Genomic DNA, 20,192 nt, shown 5'->3' on the forward strand with positions numbered 1-20,192 from the left:
ACAGCAGATGTCAACTGGAATGGCTTCCCGCTTATAGTCCGGATTTGAACCCGATAGAACACAAATGGGGCGGAGCAAAAGCGGTAAGGAGGCAAAAAAGATGTTCAGTTGATGAGTTGTTTACGGAGCATATTGAATATGTCAGGTTATGTTGATTCTGCTATAGTATCTGCTCCCTTATGCTGTTACTTTCCCTTCGACAACATCTTCTGCATCACCATTTGCCCGAACAGGCCCGCTGACTGCCTGACCTGTCCCACCCCCCTGACTCATCATGCCCGCCATATCGCCCATCTGCACCCCTGCCCAGGCCAGTGCTCCCTGCCAGATCATCGGCAGCACAATAAACAGCGTGCCTATCACCAGCCCCATAATCAAATCGTCCGAGGTATTCTGAACCCCCGCCAGATTCAACAGGCTGTGGGTGTCTGAGCCATACAGGGCGTCCAGTAAATAGCTGTCCAGCCAGCGGGCCGTTTCCCACCAGAAGGTCAGGAAATTCAACGCAAACAGGGCGAACGTCAGTGTGAGTACCGTCTTAAATTCATAGGCGGCAAACAGCAAAACCAATGGTATCAGGATATACAACGCCATCAGGATCACTGCCTGTATCATCGGCAAAACCTGACGCACCGCATCAAACGCCGGCATGCTGAGGAATCCCCCCAGCAGGGTCCCCGCAGAAGAACCCACTCGATTTGATCTGTCCCAGACCATAAAATCGGTATTACCGCCATATCCCGCATACACATAGCCGTCCTGAGACATTGTCAAGTTAACCGGACTGACTAAACGGCGGATCACCGCTTCTTGATATTCGCGGGTTTCCTTGCCCAGCATTTTGAGGGCTGCCGACAAACGCAGCCAGACTCCCGGATCAGCCTGGGCCAATACCCTGGCCTCCAGCCCGGTTTTAGGGGTTGATCACCAGGCCTGACAGGTGGGATACCGTCGAGCCGGTCATGGGAATTTAGCCCGTGAACCTGCATTTGGCCTCATCCATCACCACCCTCTATCCGTCAAAGCCGATTGAAATTATCCCGCTGGCTGGCTGGAGGCTGCACCATCACACTGTGGTAGCACTGAAACTGCGCAATCCCACCCAACGAAAAATCACGCCCGATCCGCGAGAATTACAGGGGCAGTTTGTCGCGGCCACTTTTCAGCATCGTTGGCTGGCTGAAACGGGGACGCCGGAGGATACGACAGTATTGTACCTTGTCACAAAAGGGCAGCCGGATAATACCTTTATCCCTGAGCCGGCATCGGTGAAACCGGGAGGCCGCCATGGAAGTTAAGTCTAATGCGTTGGTGAAAATACTGGTGCCGACAGTATTGCTTATCGGCGGGGGTATTGGCATCAAAAGTTGCCGTTCAACGGAAAGTGCCGTGCCCGGCACGACGGCGAATAATGTACTGGCCACGCTGTCACCGGAGGAATTACAGGCGCTGGGTGTCGGGGGCGATACGCCGGAAGATACCCTGCGTACCCTGATAGGCGCCCTCAATAAAGTGCGCGCAGAGCAGAAACGCTTAGGCCAGCAGAATGCCGATATTTTGAAAGAAAATAACCAGTTAAAGCACCAGTGCCTTGATGTTGCCAGCCAGATAGATGCGGCGGTTGCCGCCATCCGTCAGGAAGATGAACAGCGCCGGCGCGAGTTACAGGATGAGCAGCAGGGATTACTGTTACAGATTGATTTGCTCACCGAGCGGTTAAATTCAGCGCCTTTGTTTTCTCAGGACAGCCCAATACCACTTGGCTTGGGGCTGACAGGGAGACAGTATGCTGCTAACCCTGTCATGGGGCAGGACGAACTCATTTGGGTGACGCCGGCCGATGAAAAACCGGTTGATCCCCCAAACGGGGTTTACGGCAAACCGGCCACTAAATTCCCGACCGCTTTTTTAAGTGAACAACCAGCAACTGAGCAAAATAAGCCACAGCATTCCTCGCTTAAGGAAGAAAACGAAAAACCGGTCTATACCCTGCCGGAAAATGCCACGCTGGCAGGCAGTCAGGCGATGACCGCGTTATTAGGCCGGGTGCCGGTCAATGGCACAGTGACTGACTCTTATCCTTTCAAGATTCTGATTGGCAAAGACAACCTGACGGCCAACGGTATCGAACTGCCGGAAGTGGAAGGGGCCGTGGTACACCGATTGTCAAAAGGCTTGACACAAGCGGCGGAATTGCAGGATTTCACCCATGACGGTTATGCCCTGGCATTGTATCAGTGGAAACAACGGGATCAGGGGCAAACCACCGATCCGGCCACACTGTATGATATTGACTGGCTGGGCAGTCGCACCTTCTTATCCGGCGGTTATCCCACCTGTCAGGCCTGGTGGTCAACCCCTAAAACCGGGCTGAAGGCCAGGGTATTGGCCGAGGCTGATCCGGGATTGTGGTTGCGTCTGTCGGCAGCCCTCAAAATGCTGGGCAAAGAAACCCGTGAATATCAAGAAGCGGTGATCCGCCGTTTAGTCAGTCCGGTTAACTTGACAATGTCTCAGGACGGCTATGTGTATGCGGGATATGGCGGTAATACCGATTTTACGGTCTGGGACAGATCAAATCGAGTGGGTTCTTCTGCGGGGACCCTGCTGGGGGGATTCCTCAGCATGCCGGCGTTTGATGCGGTGCGTCAGGTTTTGCCGATGATACAGGCAGTGATCCTGATGGCATTGTATATCCTGATACCATTGGTTTTGCTGTTTGCCGCCTATGAATTTAAGACGGTACTCACACTGACGTTCGCCCTGTTTGCGTTGAATTTCCTGACCTTCTGGTGGGAAACGGCCCGTTGGTTAGACAGCTATTTACTGGACGCCTTGTATGGCTCAGACACCCACAGCCTGTTGAATCTGGCGGGGGTTCAGAATACCTCGGACGATTTGATTATGAGGCTGGTGATGGGAACCTTGTTTATCGTGTTGCCGATGGTCTGGCTGGGGGTATTGGCTTGGGCGGGTGTGCGGATGGGTGATATGGTGGGCATGATGAGTCAGGGAGTGGGACAGGTCAGGCAGTCAGCGGGCATGTTCGGGCAGATGGTGATGCAGAAGATGTTGTCGAAGGGAAAATAGTGAGACAAGTTTTTTGTCATAAGGGGAATTGCTACCCCGTCAGAATACTCTGAAAAACGCACCATTTGTTATTTTTTCTAATCATATTTGTCGGGCTTTTATTTTTTGGATATGCAAAATGCAGATGAATATGCTTAATGCTATACATGGTGTGTTTCATTAATGTTAATTAATTAACGTTTTGTTGCATAATTACAGTTAATCAGTCTGAATATTGGTCTTTTAATTAAAAATTAATCAAACGGGTTGAAAATAAAACATCCTTAACCATAATTACCCTCTCTCATACTTCTTTCAACATCATTCAATAATAATTAAGTATCCGACTGGTTCAATTATGGCAACGGTAACTCGCAGCAATCTGTTCGCAGGGTTGGCCGGATGGGCTGTATTCGCTATTCAGCCTGTGCAGGCAGATGATCAACCCTTTATTCATCAAAAACAGCAGCAACAAGCGTTAGAGCAACGCCTGGAGGCAAAGGCACCGACGGTGCGGCTTTCAGCCGCAGATGAGACAACCTCTGTGTCTGCCCCGAAATTTCCCAAAGAATTCCCCTGTTTTGTAATCCATAAAGTCACCTTATCCGGCCGGGAAGACTTGCCGCACTGGGTGCCGCTGCAACGGCTGGCCGAACAGGCTAAGGGGCACTGCCTAGGTGCGCAGGGGATTGGTGTTTTGATGAGCAATATGCAGAATCGGCTGATATCACACGGCTGGGTGACAACACGTATTTTGGCACCAGAGCAGGATCTGAGCCAGGGTGAACTGAAACTCAATGTTGTCGCTGGCAAAATCCGGCAGGTGCGCTATACCGATGAGTCAGATAAATACGCCACGCTGTATACCGCTATGCCTGCCCATAACGGCAATGTGCTGGATTTACGGGATATCGAGCAAGGCCTTGAAAACCTCCAGCGTATACCTAATATCCAGGCATCCATGGAGCTGGTGCCGGGTGAGCAGCCGGGCGAGAGCGATATCGTGATTAAACGCCAGCAATCGCGTTTCTGGCATGTGGGTGCCTGGGTGGATAACAGCGGTACCAAAACCACCGGACGCACGCAGGGCGGGCTGATGTTTGCGCTGGATAACCCGACGTCGCTAAGTGATCTGTTTTATCTCTCTCTGAGCCGTGATTTGGCTTTTTCCCACCGCAAGGATTCCACCAACTATACCGCACATTATTCGGTGCCGTTCGGTTACTGGCAGTTTGCGGTCACCGGCAGCAAATATAACTACATGCAAACCGTACCGGAACTCAACGGGGATGCCAAATATCGCGGAAAAAGCCGCAGCCTGAACGCGCAATTAAGCCGTGTCCTGCATCGTAATGCCCGTTCAAAAACCATATTAACTTATGGCGTGAATGTGCGCGAAACCCGCAATTTCATGAAACAGACCGAAATTGATAACCAGAAACGCCGCACCAGCAGCTGGAACCTGGGGCTGGATCACCGCCATTATATCGGCGCGGCGATACTGGATGCGGGTATCCGTTATCAAAAAGGCACCCGCTGGTTTGGAGCGCTGCCGGCGTATGAAGAGCGCAATAATAAATCTTCCTTAAACTACGCCACGGCAAAATCAGAAATTATCCAGTTGTCGGTGGCACTGAATATTCCATTTAAGCTGGGTAGTCAATCCTTTCAGCACAAGATGGAATACCAGAAGCAATGGAGTAACACCCCGCTGACACCACAGGATCAATTCAGTATCGGCAGCCGCTGGACGGTGCGTGGTTTTGATGGTGAACGTACACTCAGTGCTGATGAGGGCTGGGCATTGCGTAATACCCTGTCATGGCAGACTCCACTGCCGGATCAACAGCTTTACCTAGGGACGGATTACGGCCGGGTCGGCGGACATGGGTCAGAAATGATTATCGGGCGCACACTGGCAGGGGGTGTTTTCGGTTTGAAAGGCCATATCCGTCCGGTGAATCTTGCCTATGACGTGTCGGTCGGTACGCCGTTTTCCAAACCGGATGGGTTTAAAACCGACCACGCCCACGTCAATTTCAGTCTGAACTGGCAGTACTGAGGGGGCTGTGATGCTAATTGGTGATTATGACGTGCGTGCCCCCCTGATCCTTGGCGGGCACGAAAATGACACAGAGATGCTGGGCGCCACAACCTGGCTGTGGATACACTCCTCTCTGCACCGGGATGCGCCGTTAAATTCGCTTGCCACATTGCTCCTGCCTTTTATTAAAGCCCAACAGTATGTGCTGGTCAGTCAGCAGGGCCAGCCCGTGTTTTACCTGAGCTGGTCACGGTTTGATGAAGAAACCGAACGGTATTACCTGACGACAGATGACGGGGATAACCGCAGCCTGGCATCGAACCGGGGTGCTCGGATCTGGATTGTGGACTGGGTAGCCCCGTTTGGCCATAGCCGTGTGATGGCTGATTTAATCAAACATGACATTTTTCCTTATCAGTGTGTCCGGGCGCTTTATCACAAAGGCTCAGAGCGCGGGGCGCAGGTGATCCGTTTTCGAGGGGCAGGCGTCAGCCGTGAACAGGCCGCCGCATGGTGGGACAACCATCCCCTGACCGTAGACTTACCTGAAAGAGGGACTGCGCGATGAATAAACATTGCTACCGCGTGATTTTTAATAAAACCCGTCAGATGCTGATGGTGGTGTCGGAGTTAGTCAGCAGCCATACGGCCGGACAGGCACGGAACCGCATATCGGTGCCTTCATTATCGTCAGCCCGTGTTGCCTTAACACCTCTGGTGTTCGGAGTCTCACTGGCGCTGGGGCTGGTCAGCCTGAGTGCACAGGCTGACATTGTGGCGGATAATAATGCACCCGGTACGCAGCAGCCCTCGGTTATTGCCACAGCCAACGGCACACCCCAAATCAATATCCAGACGCCGAATGGTGATGGGGTTTCCCGTAACCAGTACAGTCAGTTTGATGTAGAACAACGGGGTGCCATCCTCAATAACAGTGGCATCAATACCCAAACTGAACTGGGTGGCCTCATTACCGCGAATCCGTGGTTAACCCAAGGCGAAGCGAAGATCATCCTCAATGAAGTGAACAGCCGCAACCCCAGCCAACTGAACGGCTTTATTGAAGTGGCCGGTCAACGAGCGGACGTGATTATCGCTAACCCGGCCGGTATTACCTGTCAAGGTTGTGGTTTTATCAATGCCAGCCAGACCACGTTGGCGGCGGGGAAAACCCTGCTGGAAGGTGGGCGCCTGAAAGGGTTTGAAGTGGATGAGGCGCATAAGGGTATCATCAGCGTGGAAGGTCAGGGGCTGAATGATACCGGCAGTGATTATACCCGCCTGATTGGCCGCGCCGTCAATATTAACGCCAAACTCCACGCCAACCATTTAACCGTGACAACCGGGCACAACCGGGTGGATGCCCAGGGCAATGTGACCGAAATCTTGTCAGAGAGCCAGAAGAATAGACCGGCGTTCAGTCTGGATGTGGCGGCCGTGGGCGGTATGTATGCCAATAAAATTAAGCTGGTAGGCACCGAACAGGGCGTCGGGGTACGCAATGCCGGACAGTTAGGGGCGCAGGCCGGCAATTTGACGCTGGATAGCAAGGGCAAATTGACGAATAGCGGGGCGATAACGGCGTCTTTGGATGTCGCTATCGCCGCTCAGGGGGCACTGGCGAATCAGGGGGATATCACGGCGGCTCAGGATATCACGCTTAACACCCGCAATGAGATTGAAAATCAGGGGCGGATGTTGGCAGGGCGTCATCTGGCGCTTGAAAGTGCTGCCTTCAACAGTGGTGAAAAAGGCCAGTTGATTGCCGGTGTCGATAAAAACGGTCATCGGACTCAATCCGGCAACCTGACCATTCAAAGTCGTGGCTTCCTCACCAATCAAGGCACGATAGCAGCGTCGGATAACCTGACTGTCGACAACCAGGGCGATTTGACGAACCAGGGGCGGTTAGTGGCGGGCGGCAATCAATCAGGCCGCCTGAAGCTCAACAGTGGCGGTCATCTTACTAACAGCGGGATGATAGACGCCTCTGCGGAGGTTAAGGTTGAGAATCAAGGGAATTTCATCAATCAGGGCGATATCACGGCGGGTCAGAATATTTCCGTCAACACCCGCGATCACCTGGATAATCAGGGACGGATGTTGGCAGGTCGTCACCTTGATATCCACAGTGCGTCGTTGGCAAGCCATAAAAATGTTCAACTGCCCACAGATCGCCGGCAACACAGTGTCCTGGCCGCCGGCGCTGATAAAGACAGCAAATTAACGCAGCCGGGTAACCTGACACTCGATATCAAGGGGAAACTGGATAATCACGGTATTGTGACCGCGTCAGACAATATCGACATTCAGAATAAAGAGGCGCTAACTAACTCCGGTGATATCAGCGCCGGGAAAGGTATGACGATAAAAACCCCGGGCGAGCTGGCCAACCAGGGCAAAGTGTTGGCCGGTCATCATCTCACTATCCAAAGTGCGTCCTTAACGAGCGGTCAGAATGGGTTACTTTCTGCGGGAACGGATAAAACGCAACCGGGCAAACTGACTATCAACAGCCATGGCCAGCTGGTTAATCAGGGGATGATGACCGCCACGGAGGATATTGTTATCGAAGAACCGGCGACGCTGGATAATCAGGGCGAGATAAACGCTGACCGTACTATCAGGATCACAACACCCGGAAAGCTGACCAATCAGGGCAAAGTGCTGGCCGGCCATGACCTCGCTATTCAGAGTGCGGCGTTAGAAAGCGGCCAGAAAGGGGTGCTGGCGGCGGGGATGGATAAAACGCAGCCGGGCAACCTGAAGATCCAGAGCCAGGGCAAACTGGGCAACCAGGGCATTATCACCGCTTCCGAGTCTATCCATATTGAGAATGAAGGCGCTTTTACTCACTCAGGCGATATCACTTCGGGGGGTGATATCACGCTAAAAGCCCGTGATGATCTCGATAATGCCGGAAAAATGCGCGCAGGCCGTCATCTTAATATCCACAGTGCCGCGTTAGTCAGTCATCAGAACGGGCTGCTGGCGGCTGGTACGGATGATCAGGGCAACCTGACCCGGCCGGGCAATCTCATCATTGATAGCCGAGGCCAACTGGTCAATCAGGGGGTGATGACGGCATCGGTAAATATCACCCTCGATAATCAGGCTGCGCTGGAGAACCAGGGGGAGATAAGTGCTGACCAGAATATCCGGATCAACACCCCGGGCAAGCTGACCAATCAGGGCAAGGTATTGGCCGGCCATTACCTCGATATCCACAGTGCAGATTTAGACAACCAGACAGCGGGTAAACTGGCCGCGGGAAGGGATAAAACCCAGCCAGGCAACCTGAAGATCCAGAGCGAGGGCAAACTGGACAACCAGGGCATTATCACCGCCTCTGATAATATCCATATTGAGAATGAAGGTGCTTTTACTCACTCAGGGGATATCACTTCGGGGGGCGATATCACGCTAAAAGCCCGAGATGATCTCGATAATGCCGGAAAAATGCGCGCAGGCCGTCATCTTAATATCCACAGTGCCGCGTTAGTCAGCCATCTGAACGGGCTGCTGGCGGCTGGTACGGATGATCAGGGCAACCTGACCCGGCCGGGCAATCTCATCATTGATAGCCGAGGCCAACTGGTCAATCAGGGGGTGATGACGGCGTCGGCGGATATCACCCTCGATAATCAGGCTGCGCTGGAGAACCAGGGGGAGATAAGTGCTGACCAGGATATCCGGATCAACACCCCGGGCAAGCTGACCAATCAGGGCAAGGTATTGGCCGGCCACTACCTCAATATCCACAGTGCAGATTTAGACAACCAGACAGCGGGTAAACTGGCTGTGGGAAGGGATAAAACCCAGCCAGGCAACCTGAAGATCCAGAGCGAGGGCAAACTGGACAATCAGGGTATTATCACCGCTTCCGAGTCTATCCATATTGAGAATGAAGGTGCTTTTACTCACTCAGGGGATATCACTTCGGGGGGCGATATCACGCTAAAAGCCCGTGATGATCTCGATAATTACGGGAAAATGCGCGCAGGCCGCCATCTTAATATCCACAGTGCCGCGTTAGTCAGCCATCAGAACGGGCTGCTGGCGGCGGGTACGGATGATCGCGGCAACCTGACCCGGCCGGGCAATCTCATCATCGACAGTCGCGGTCAACTGGTCAATCAGGGCGTGATGACGGCATCGGATGATATTGATATCCAGGATCAGGCTGAGTTGAAAAATCAGGGAGAGATAAGTGCTGGCCGTGATATCAAGCTCAACACCCCGGGCAAGCTGACCAATCAGGGCAAGGTGCTGGCGGGTCATCGCCTTGATATCCACAGTGCAGATTTAGAAAACCAGCAAGAAAGTAAACTGGCGGCGGGTATAGATAAAACGCAGCCGGGCAACCTGAAGATCCAGAGTCAGGGCAAACTGGACAATCAGGGTATTATCACCGCCTCCGAGTCTATCCATATTGAGAATGAAGGCACTTTTACTCACTCAGGGGATATCACTTCGGGGGGCGATATCACGCTAAAAGCCCGTGATGATCTCGATAATGCCGGGAAAATACGCGCAGGCCGCCATCTTAATATCCACAGTGCCGCGTTAGTCAGCCATCAGAACGGGCTGCTGGCGGCGGGTACGGATGATCGCGGCAATCTGACCCGGCCGGGCAATCTCCTCATCAACAGTCGCGGTCAACTGGTCAATCAGGGCGTGATGACGGCATCGGATGATATTGATATCCAGGATCAGGCTGAGTTGAAAAATCAGGGAGAGATAAGTGCTGGCCGTGATATCAAGCTCAACACCCCGGGCAATCTGACCAATCAGGGCAAGGTGCTGGCGGGTCATCGCCTTGATATCCACAGTGCAGATTTAGAAAACCAGCAAGAAAGTAAACTGGCGGCGGGTATAGATAAAACGCAGCCGGGTAACCTGAAGATCCAGAGCCAGGGCAAACTGGACAACCACGGCATTATCACCGCGTCCGAGTCTATCCATATTGAGAATGAAGGCGCTTTTACTCACTCAGGCGATATCACTTCGGGGGGCGATATCACGCTGAAAGCCCGTGATGATCTCGATAATGCCGGAAAAGTATTGGCCGGACGTCATCTTAATATCCACAGTGCCGCATTAGTCAGTCATCAGAACGGGGTGCTGGCGGCCGGCACGGATGATCGCGGCAAACTGACCCGGCCGGGCAATCTCCTCATCGACAGTCGCGGTCAACTGACCCATCAGGGCGTGATGATGGCATCGGATGATATTGATATCCAGAATCAGGCTGAGTTGAAAAATCAGGGAGAGATAAGTTCTGGTCGTGATATCACGCTCAAAACCCCGGGCAATCTGATCAATCAGGGCAGGGTGTTAGCCGGCCATCACCTCGATATCCACAGTGCCGCGTTAGAAAACCAGAAAAAAGGGGAATTGGCGGCAGGCACAGACCCTCATGGCAAACCGACTCAGCCGGGTAATCTGACCCTCGACAGTCGCGGTAAGGTCGTTAATCAGGGGGTGATGGTGGCGTCGGATGATATCGCCATCGACAATCAGGCGGATCTGGACAATACGGGGGAGATGAGTACCGGGCGCGATATCCGGCTTAAAACGCCCGGACATCTGGCTAACCCGGGCAAAATGTTGGCAGGCCGTCATTTGAATATCCACAGCGCGTCCTTATCCAATCAGGAAAAAGGGGTGCTGGCCGCGGGTGTCGATAAAGCAGGCAATCTGTCCCAGCCGGGTGATCTGACGCTCTATAGCCCGGGTGAGCTGACCAACCTGGGACTCATTACGGCTTCGGACACGATGACCATCCAGGAGCAGAGTCAACTGGATAATCAGGGGAACATGACCGCCGGCCGGGATCTGTCAGTCAGCATCCGTGATCACCTTGCCAATCAGGGTAACATACAGGCCGGCTATCATCTTGATATCACCAGTGCATCACTGGACAACGCCAAACATGCGGTATTGGCGGCAGGTATTGGTCACAATGGTAAATCCGCGCCTTCGGGCAATCTGGTGCTTCACAGCCGTGGGCAATTGACCAACCGCGGTGTGATAAGGGCGTCCGGTGATGTGACCCTGCCTGATCAGGGTAACCTGATGAATGAGGGAGACATCACCGCCGGGCAGGACATGACAATTACCACCCGCGAGCACCTCGACAACCAGGGGCGCATACTGGCCGGGCGCCACCTTGAAAGCCAAAGCATGTCATTGTATAGCCACCAAGGCAGTACCCTGGCGGCGGGTATGGATAACACGCTCAGACTGACCCAGCCCGGTAATTTGACCCTAAAAGTCACAGAGACCGCCCGGCTTCACGGCCAGAATCTGGCCCATGATCAGTTATCGGTGAACGCAAAAGATCTCTCACTGGCGGGCAGTCAAACAAATGCCGGCGATCTGACACTGACGTCTGACACGCAGTTACATTTACAGGATGCCCACGTCAGTGCCCGTCAGCACCTCACGTTATCGGCTCCGGAACGGATTGATAACACGCGTGGCCGGTTACGGGCTGAAACGCTGACCCTCCGCAGCCAGAAACTGCACAATCATCAGGGTAAAATTACCCAGACCGGGCAACAGTCGCTCATCCTGGAACATCAGGCCGGGATTGACAATACGGCCGGGATAATTGAATCCCGCGGACAGGATTTGAGGTTGAAGGCGCAGCGTATTACGCATGATAGCGGCAGACTGATCCATGCCGGAACCGGCGTGATGACCATTGACACGACCCACTTTCAGGGCAAAGCAGGCTTCCTGATTTCTGACGGTGCATTGAAACTGGATGGGGGGGATTACCATCTGGTGAACAGCGAGACGTCGGCACAACATATCACGGCCCATATTCAGTCACTGGATCACCGTTTAGGGAAGATGACCCAACGGGGCACCGGTGCAATGACGCTGGATGTTCAGCATGAACTGGATAATGGCAGCGGAACGATTTCTGCCAATGGCACGGTGAAGGTCAATGCAGAGTCACTGAATAACCACACCCTGACGGAAGAACAGCAGAATAATCATCAAGAGAACCCGCAAAAACAGGGGCTGGATCAAGGCGAACTGAATCACCCGTCGGGCCAAATCATTGCGGCCGAAGACGGCCAGCTTCAGGTCACCGTAAAAAATCGGCTGAATAACCAGCAAGGCCAGTTAGTGGCCTCAGCCGGTATGACCGTGGTGGCTGACGAGATTAATAACCGTCAGGGGAATATTGCGGCGTCGAACGGGGATATCACCCTGACCACCGGGCAGCTCACCAATACCGGGGGGAAAATTGCCGGTCAGCACAACCTGCAACTGACAGCTCAGAAGATTGATAACGAAAGCGGCCAAATCCGGGCGGGCACGGCGGATATCGATACGTACCAGCAGCAACTGAATAATACCGCGGGTCTTATCGCTGCAGAACGGCATATGACGTTACGGACCGGTGAATTGCTGAACCGCTACGGGTCGATACGAAGCGGCCAAAACCTGACCATCGACACCCACGGTCAGCAACTGGATAACCGGAACAGTGGTCAGAACGGCGGTGTGTTCAGCCAGGGGGCTTTGCGCCTGACTGTCGCGGACCTGAATAACCAGTCAGGCCATATTGAAAGCCATGACCCACTGAATGTGAGCGGAAACACTATCCTTAACCAGCACGGTCAGCTCCTGGGCGGGAAAGACACTCAACTGCGTGTGGATGCACTGAATAATGATCAGGGTTTGCTACAAAGTGGCGGCAAACTGACACTTAACGCAAAATCCTTAATTAACCGCAACAGTGGTGATCATCACGGGATCACCAGTAAACAGGCTATGGTGCTGAATACCGGGGCGCTGGATAACGAAAGCGGGGGAGTGGCCTCATCAGGCAGCCTGGATATCACGGCGGACAATATCAATAACCGGCAGGGGTTATTGGCAGCGCAGGCCCGGCTTGCCCTGACAGGCCAAAGGTTGGATAACCAGTCCGGGCGGATCGCCGCCCGTCAGGATTTATCTGTCGATACGCAGGGGCAGGCACTCGATAACACCGAGGGTGTGATTGACAGTCAGGCTGAGCTTAAGGTGAAGAGCGGGGATCTGAAAAACCAGCGCGGTACCTTGCATGGCAAATCGGCCATTCTCACCACCAACCAACTGGATAACCGTCAACAGGGTAAGATCCTGAGCGAGGCCGGGCTGCGTATTGATACGGGTGAGCTGCTCAATACTCAGGGACAGATATTGGCGCTGGGCGATTTGACCGCGCACGTCAATCACCACATGGATAATCAAGCCGGTTTAATCCGCAGTGGCGGTGATGCCGAACTGAGTGCGCAGGAAATCCACAATCAGGACACGCAGCAGCAGGATAAAGGCATTGAGGGTAAAAATGTCCTTATCACGGCAGACAAACTGTACAATACCAAAGGGCAACTATTCGGCACCGAAGATGCCACGCTAAAACTGGCTTCGGCGCTCAATAATACGCAGGGACAGTTACAGGCCAACCAGAAACTGACTGTGCAGGGCAGCCAGCTAGCGGTGACCAATACGGACGGTGAGATCAAAGCCGGTAACGCATTGACGATGGAGGCAGACTCTGCCACCGGTGACGGAAAACTGCGCTCACTGGGTGATATCCAACTGACCCTGCTGAAAGATTTTATTCATACCGGTGAAATCATTGCCAATGGGCGCTTACGGCTGAGCAGTCAGGGCAATGTCATCAATAATGGCCTGATCAGTGCCGGCACCTTAGCGGGGGAGGCGGATAGCTTGACCAACGAGGCAACCGGGAAAATCCTGGCGGATCGCCATCAATGGATCGTCAAAAATAAACTCGTCAACACCGGGTTGTTGGATGGTGCCCAAACCTACCTGCGTGCCGCTGAGCTGACCAACCAGGGCACCGGGCGGATTTATGGTGATCATATCGCGATTGAAGCAGGGACGCTGAATAACGGGGTGGATGCCGGGACAAAGGCAAAATCGGGCAATGCCAACGAGATCATGGCCCAAGGTCAATCAGCGGTGATTGCGGCCCGCCAACGCCTTGATCTGGGTGTAGGAGAGTTAAATAACCAAGCCCACAGCCTGATTTACAGTGACGGTGATTTTGCCTTCGGCGGTCAGCTGGATGACCAGTATCAGGCCAGTGGAAAAGGGAAAGTTATCAATAACCACAGCGCCTATATGGAAGCGATGGGGGAGATGCGGCTGGCGGCTGACACCATCAATAACGTCAATGACCATTTTGAGACCGAAATTGAGCGTATTTCGCAGACGCCAATGGAGGAATATCAGGTCTGGGGGCAACGTTATGATGCGAAAAATCATCATATCACGATTGATAATGATGAAGTGGATCACGTCTGCGTGGATGACCTGGGATGCCGGGATAACTTTCAGATTTACCGATACACCCGCACAACAGAAGAAACCCGGGTGAAAATAACCGATCCGGCGAAGATACTGGCCGGGAAAAACCTGGTCATCGATACCACGACACTGACAAACGATAAGAGCCAGGTGGTGGCAGGGGGATTGCTGACGGTCACGGGCGGGGAGATCCATAACCTGGATATGCAGGGCGAGCGTTATATCACCGATAAAGGCCAGGTGGAGAATTTTTGGCGGATTAAGAAAAAAGGGCGTGACCGGCAAGGTTGGGGGTCATCGCGCTATGAACCTAATGCGCAAATCCAGGCCATCACCCTGACCCCCGGGACGATCCGGTCATCACAGGGCACGGTGATGCTGGATGGCCAGCGGCCGGCTGATTATCAGGGCACCGCGGCACAGATGACGCCAGTTCGTGGCGGGCAAATCAACGCCGGCCTGACGGAAGCGGCAACCCCGCTGCGTGAAGTCGCATTACGGCCGGGACAGCGGCTGGAAGTACTCATCCCGCCCGCGGCGGTGACGGGACAAAGGCCGATAATCACGGGTGGCTCAGCAGAGACACCGGTTATCTCGGGGGAAAAACTGACTGAACCGGGTAAAACCTTCACGGTGGGTGAACGATCCACTGTGGGTGAGAAACTGACCGGCGCCGGTGAAAAAAACACCGGGCGGGATGAAAAAATCACAAACGTGGGCGAGAAATCCATTGGCGTGGCGGAAAAAATCACCAATGTGGGCGAGAAACCCATTGGCGTGGCGGAAAAGATCACGAATGTGGGTAAGAAACCCACCGGTGTGGCGGAAAGGATCACCCATGTGGGCGAAAAACCCATTATCGTCCGCACGGAAGTGCCGAATTATCAGTTACCGGATAACAGCTTATTTAAACTGAATCTGCCACCCGAAAATACGCCACCCACACAGTCGGTAGCGGTGATCGACAACCTGCCGCTGATTGAAACCGATCCGCAGTTTACCCAGCTAAAAAAATGGCTGGGGACGGACTATATGCAACAGCAGCTGCGCTGGGATCACAATAACCTGCACAAGCGGTTAGGTGATGGTTTCTATGAACAGCGCCTGATCCGTGAGCAGGTGATTAACCTGACCGGTAAACGTTATCTGCCGGGACACCAGAATGACGAGGAGCAATTTAAGGCGCTGATGAATGCCGGCGTGCGTGCCCAGCACGCCTTTAATCTGGCGCCGGGGATTGCCCTGAGTGCGGAACAGATGGCCCACCTCACCGAAGACATGGTCTGGCTGGTCAATGCGACTGTGACCTTACCGGACGGCCGCCGGCAAACCGTACTGGTTCCCCAGGTGTATGTGCGCACGCAGGCCGGTGCACTGGATGGCGCCGGTGCCCTGCTCAGTGGCAGCCAGGTCAATGTGCAACTGCGTGGCGACCTGCTCAACCAGGGCCGGATTATCGGCCAGGATATCCACATTCTGGCAGAGAATATCCGCAACCAGGGCGGGCTGCTGCAAGGCAACCAGATTGATTTGCAGGCCCGGACCGATATGATCCAGCGGGGCGGGGCGATGGGTGCCAGTCAGTCACTGACGATAGGGGCAGGGCATAATATTGATATTGCCAGTACCACCCGCCGTGGTGAAAATCAGGTCGGCAATAACCGGTTCAATGCCACTTATGTAGATAACGTTGCCCGGGTGTATGTGCAGGGCGCGGATGGCAAACTGCACCTGCGGGCCGGCAAGGATATTGATACGTCGGCTGCGCAACTGATGTCACCGGGCCAACACAGTGAGATCCAGTTAGAAGCGGGGCGGGATATTCAGTTCGGGACGGCCAAAACTGCGCAGGGTGAACACCTTGAATGGAGTCGGGATAATTATCTGACCCACACAGGATCAGGGGAAACCGGTACGGACCTTCACAGTGCCGGACAGGTCAGCCTGCACGCCGGGCGCGATGTTAACCTTCGCGCCACCGGTATCACGGCCGGTAAGACACTGCAAGTGGCTGCCGGGCGGGATGTGGCGGTTGTGGCGGGTGAACAGCAGCAAACCCATGACGAGTACCTGAAAGTGAAAGGCGGCAACAGCTGGGTTTCCTCGACGACCACCACAACCCGGGAGCAATATGACCGCACCCAGGCAGTCAGCAGTACCCTGAGTGGCGATACGGTAAACATCCAGTCCGGCCAGGATACCACCGTTCAGGGCAGCAATGTGGTGGGCACCCAGGATGTGACGGTAAATGCCGGTAATAATCTGACCATCACCACGGCCGAAGAGACCCATCACCGGTTCTCCCAGCAGGAGGAGAAAAAATCCGGCCTGATGGGCACGGGAGGCGTGGGCTTTACGATAGGCAGTTCGGCATTCAAACAGTCCAACGACAGCGATGCCCTGTTGCAAAAAGGCAGCACCGTGGGCAGCAGTGACGGCCATGTTACGCTGCATGCCGGCGAACAGGCTACGCTGCATGGCAGCGATATCATTGCCGGTAAAAATATTGATATTGAAGCCCAAGACGTGGCTGTCACGGCCGCGGAAAACAGCCATACCGAACTGAGCAAAACCGAGCAGAAACAATCGGGCCTGACACTGGCGTTGTCCGGTGCGGTCGGCAGTGCCGTTAATACGGCAGTACAGACAGCCAATGAAGCCAAAGACACCAAAGACAGCCGCCTGCAGGCGCTGAAAGGCACGCAGGCCACGCTGTCGGGGGTACAGGGTTATCAGGCCTGGCAGCTCAGTCAGGCGGAAGCCGCCAAAGCAGATGCGATTAATCAGGCGGGCGGCAACGCGGAAAAACCGACAGACACTATCGGTATCCAGCTTTCCTATGGCAGCCAGTCGGCGAAATCCGAAACCCGCACAGAGCAGACACAGTCACAGGGCAGTCAGCTTAATGCCGGGCGGGATATCCGTATTACCGCAAAAGGCGACAACGCTCAGGCAGACAGCGGCAATATTCAGATTGCAGGCAGCAGTCTGAAAGCGGGCCGTGATGTCGCACTGGAGGCAAAACGGGATATTTCGCTCACGTCCGCTGAAAATACCCAGACGACGCGCGGTGAAAACAGCAGCAAAGGCGGTAGTGTCGGTGTGGGATTGACCGCCGGTCAGGGCGGTTACGGCATCAAATTCTCTGCCAGTGTCAATAAGGGCAAGGGGCATGAAACCGGCGACGGCGTCACCCATAGCGAAACACTGGTTGATGCCGGTCATCAGGTCAGCCTGAAATCCGGTCAGGATACGACACTGAAAGGGGCACAGGTCAGCGGGGAGAAAGTGACAGCCGATGTCGGCCGTGACCTGCATCTCGCCAGTGAACAGGATAAGGATAACTACGACAGCCAGCAGCAGAATGTCAGCGCCGGGGCCAGCTTCACCTATGGCTCCATGAGCGGTTCGGCCAGTGTCAATGCCAGCCGCGACAAGCTGCACAGCACATTTGATTCGGTGAACGAGCAAACGGGCATTTTTGCCGGTAAAGGGGGCTTTGATGTCAAGGTGGGCGAGCACACCCAGCTTGACGGCGCCGTAATTGCCAGCACAGCGGATAAAGACAAAAACCGCCTGGAGACGGGCACGCTGGGCTTTAGTGATATTGAAAATAAGGCGGAATATAAGACTGAACACCAGAGTGTGGGTATCAGTACCGGCGGCGCGGTGGGCAGCCAGCTGGGCAGCAATATGGCCTCGAACCTGCTGGCGGGCAGCAATCAGCGTGACAGCCAGTCATCGGCCACCCATGCGGCGGTGAGTGATGGCACGATTGTGGTGCGGAATGCCGATAAGCAGACACAGGATGTGGCTGACTTAAGCCGGGATACCGATAATGCCGCCAATGGCCTGAGTCCGATTTTCGACAAGGAGAAAGAGCAGCAGAGGCTGGCGCAGGCACAGGCTATCGCTGAAATCGGCACCCAGGTGATGGATATCTACAATACGCATGAAGCGATGAAGGCGACGAAGAAAGCCACGGCAGACCTGAAAGATCCGCAAACGCAGCAGCGGCTGAAAGAACAAGCCAGAACTCAGCTGGCGGCCGAAGGTCAGGCCATTGATGCGAAATCTGTTGCTGACCGGGCATATCAGCTCGCCTATGACGGCGCCATCAGAGAGCAGGGTGCGGATATCGGCAGCAGCCAGCGTCAGGCGGTGACGGCGGTCATCGGGGCGTTGCAGGGTTTAGCGGGCGGCGACATCCCATCGGCCATTGCTAGCGGGGCAGCGCCGTATCTGGCCAATAGTGTGAAGGCACTGACCTATAAGGGTAAAGCGCATTATGATGATCTGACGCCGGCAGAAAAAGCCACCAACCTGATGGCGCATGCAATCTTAGGCGGGGTTATCGCAGAAATAAAAGGGGGCTCTGCCACTGCCGGGGCAACGGGCGCGGTGAGCGGCGAACTGGCCGCTTCGGCTATTATGAGTGCACTGTACGGAGATAAGAACCCGAAAGATCTCTCACCGGCGGAGAAGGAAACCGTCAGTAATTTGTCGACCTTGGCAGGCGGAATTGCGGCCGGGCTGGCTACTAATTCTACCGCAGGGGGTGTGGCCGGGGCGCAGACAGCGAAGAATGCGATTGAGAATAATGCGCTGGGCGCAATGGCCGGCTCTAATCTGGGATTCTGGTTCGGTGACACACCGGACTGTGATATGGCCTGTAAAGCAGATATTGAGAAAATCGTTGCTGATGCGAATCTGACTATATCCTTGGTCTCAATGACCATTGCCGGAGCGGCTCCAGGTGTGTTACCCGCAGAAATGCTCACAACTGGCGTGATAGGCGCAACTACGAATGCAGGCATTCAGTACGGATTCACAAAAACCGTTGATCCAAAAGATGTGGCTTTTGCATTCTGGACAGGAGCAGTTACGGCGGAAACAGGATTGTGGGGAACCATAGGCTGGAATGCCGGTATGGGAAGCTCTTTAAGTGCCCTGAAAGGCGATGATCCCCTTATGAGTGCAGCGAGTGCTGGGATAGGGGCTGGATTGGGGTATGGAACTGGCAAGATGTTAGGCTATTCCCTTAATAAGGCAGGATTATGGTGGACTGGGGGTTGGAATCCAAAATTCAATCCTAAATTGCAGGGTGGTGCGATAAAAGGCCAGTTAAGTCTTTCAAAGGATATGCAACCAAGCATTATTCCTAGTATCGGAGGTAATGCGGGAGCATCTGGTACAACTGAATTATCAAACATACTGATCCAAGAGGAAATAAAAAAAGAAAAAGCTAAGGAGGAAGGTAATGCATCAAAAAAATAAACAAATAATATTATTTATAGTTGCAAGTATTATGTGGACGTTCTCTTTATTTCTAATATTTATATTCGGTTTTTTTGTTGGTAAATGTGTGATATGGCTTTTTATGAGTGGGGAATTCTTTTTTTCATTTGAATATGTAAAAAAAGCCTTTAGAGCAGCGATTATTGCAGGGCCAATACTTGGGATAGGTACTTGGATTGCTTATTATCATCCTTTTAAACGACGAAGATAATACAGTCCCGGCTTTGAGCCGAGATCGCTTTTTTAACCATCAGTTATTCTCAACGATCCGGATATCAATATCCTGGCAGAGAATATCCGCAACCAGGGCGGGCTGTTGCAAGGCAACCAGATTGATTTGCAGGCCCGGACCGATATGATCCAGCGGGGCGGGGCGATGGGTGCCAGCTAGTCACTGACGATAGCGAAAGAAACACTGACGATTGATGTTCCACAACCG

7 protein-coding genes and 1 pseudogene are annotated in these 20,192 nt (G+C 53.8%); 7 read left to right on the top strand and 1 reads right to left on the bottom strand.

The window, feature by feature from the left end:
• The first annotated feature begins 14 nt into the window (after positions 1-14).
• The gene (locus Xenpb_RS20520; RefSeq protein ID WP_255523164.1) at positions 15-155 is read left to right on the top strand and encodes a transposase; all 141 of its coding nucleotides are present in this window, start codon (positions 15-17) and stop codon (positions 153-155) included.
• Between the two features lie 22 nt (positions 156-177).
• On the opposite strand, the gene Xenpb_RS15790 is transcribed toward Xenpb_RS20520, so the two are convergent.
• The gene (locus Xenpb_RS15790) at positions 178-891 is read right to left on the bottom strand and encodes a conjugal transfer protein TraG N-terminal domain-containing protein (RefSeq protein WP_255523162.1); all 714 of its coding nucleotides are present in this window, start codon (positions 889-891) and stop codon (positions 178-180) included.
• Between the two features lie 56 nt (positions 892-947).
• Here Xenpb_RS15790 and Xenpb_RS15795 point away from each other — a divergent pair.
• The 6 genes and pseudogenes from Xenpb_RS15795 to Xenpb_RS15825 all read left to right on the top strand — a co-directional run.
• A pseudogene (locus tag Xenpb_RS15795) lies at positions 948-1,298 on the top strand (DUF3438 family protein); the annotation flags it as partial.
• Positions 1,288-3,090, top strand: coding sequence for a TIGR03752 family integrating conjugative element protein (locus Xenpb_RS19700; protein WP_222943016.1), 1,803 nt, complete (start codon positions 1,288-1,290; stop codon positions 3,088-3,090). The pseudogene Xenpb_RS15795 and the gene Xenpb_RS19700, both read left to right, overlap by 11 nt.
• 337 nt (positions 3,091-3,427) lie before the next feature.
• Positions 3,428-5,131, top strand: a complete 1,704-nt coding sequence (locus Xenpb_RS15810) for a ShlB/FhaC/HecB family hemolysin secretion/activation protein (RefSeq protein WP_187655197.1) — start codon at positions 3,428-3,430, stop codon at positions 5,129-5,131.
• Between the two features lie 10 nt (positions 5,132-5,141).
• A complete protein-coding gene (locus Xenpb_RS15815; RefSeq protein WP_187655198.1) occupies positions 5,142-5,681 on the top strand; it encodes a toxin-activating lysine-acyltransferase in 540 nt (179 codons plus the stop codon).
• Positions 5,678-19,732, top strand: coding sequence for a hemagglutinin repeat-containing protein (locus Xenpb_RS15820; protein WP_187655199.1), 14,055 nt, complete (start codon positions 5,678-5,680; stop codon positions 19,730-19,732). The genes Xenpb_RS15815 and Xenpb_RS15820 overlap by 4 nt, the downstream gene beginning before the upstream one ends.
• Positions 19,716-19,964 (top strand): hypothetical protein, encoded by a 249-nt coding sequence (locus Xenpb_RS15825; protein WP_187655200.1) that lies wholly within the window; start codon positions 19,716-19,718, stop codon positions 19,962-19,964. The genes Xenpb_RS15820 and Xenpb_RS15825 overlap by 17 nt, the downstream gene beginning before the upstream one ends.
• Positions 19,965-20,192: the final 228 nt, after the last annotated feature.

The sequence above is a fragment of the Xenorhabdus sp. PB62.4 genome (assembly GCF_014467285.1).
GTDB lineage: Bacteria > Pseudomonadota > Gammaproteobacteria > Enterobacterales > Enterobacteriaceae > Xenorhabdus.

Coding starts and splice junctions, on each gene's coding strand:
- Xenpb_RS19700 (WP_222943016.1), top strand. CDS start 1,288: ATGGAAGTTAAGTCTAATGCGTTGGTGAAAATACTGGTGCCGACAGTA.
- Xenpb_RS15810 (WP_187655197.1), top strand. CDS start 3,428: ATGGCAACGGTAACTCGCAGCAATCTGTTCGCAGGGTTGGCCGGATGG.
- Xenpb_RS15815 (WP_187655198.1), top strand. CDS start 5,142: ATGCTAATTGGTGATTATGACGTGCGTGCCCCCCTGATCCTTGGCGGG.
- Xenpb_RS15820 (WP_187655199.1), top strand. CDS start 5,678: ATGAATAAACATTGCTACCGCGTGATTTTTAATAAAACCCGTCAGATG.
- Xenpb_RS15825 (WP_187655200.1), top strand. CDS start 19,716: ATGCATCAAAAAAATAAACAAATAATATTATTTATAGTTGCAAGTATT.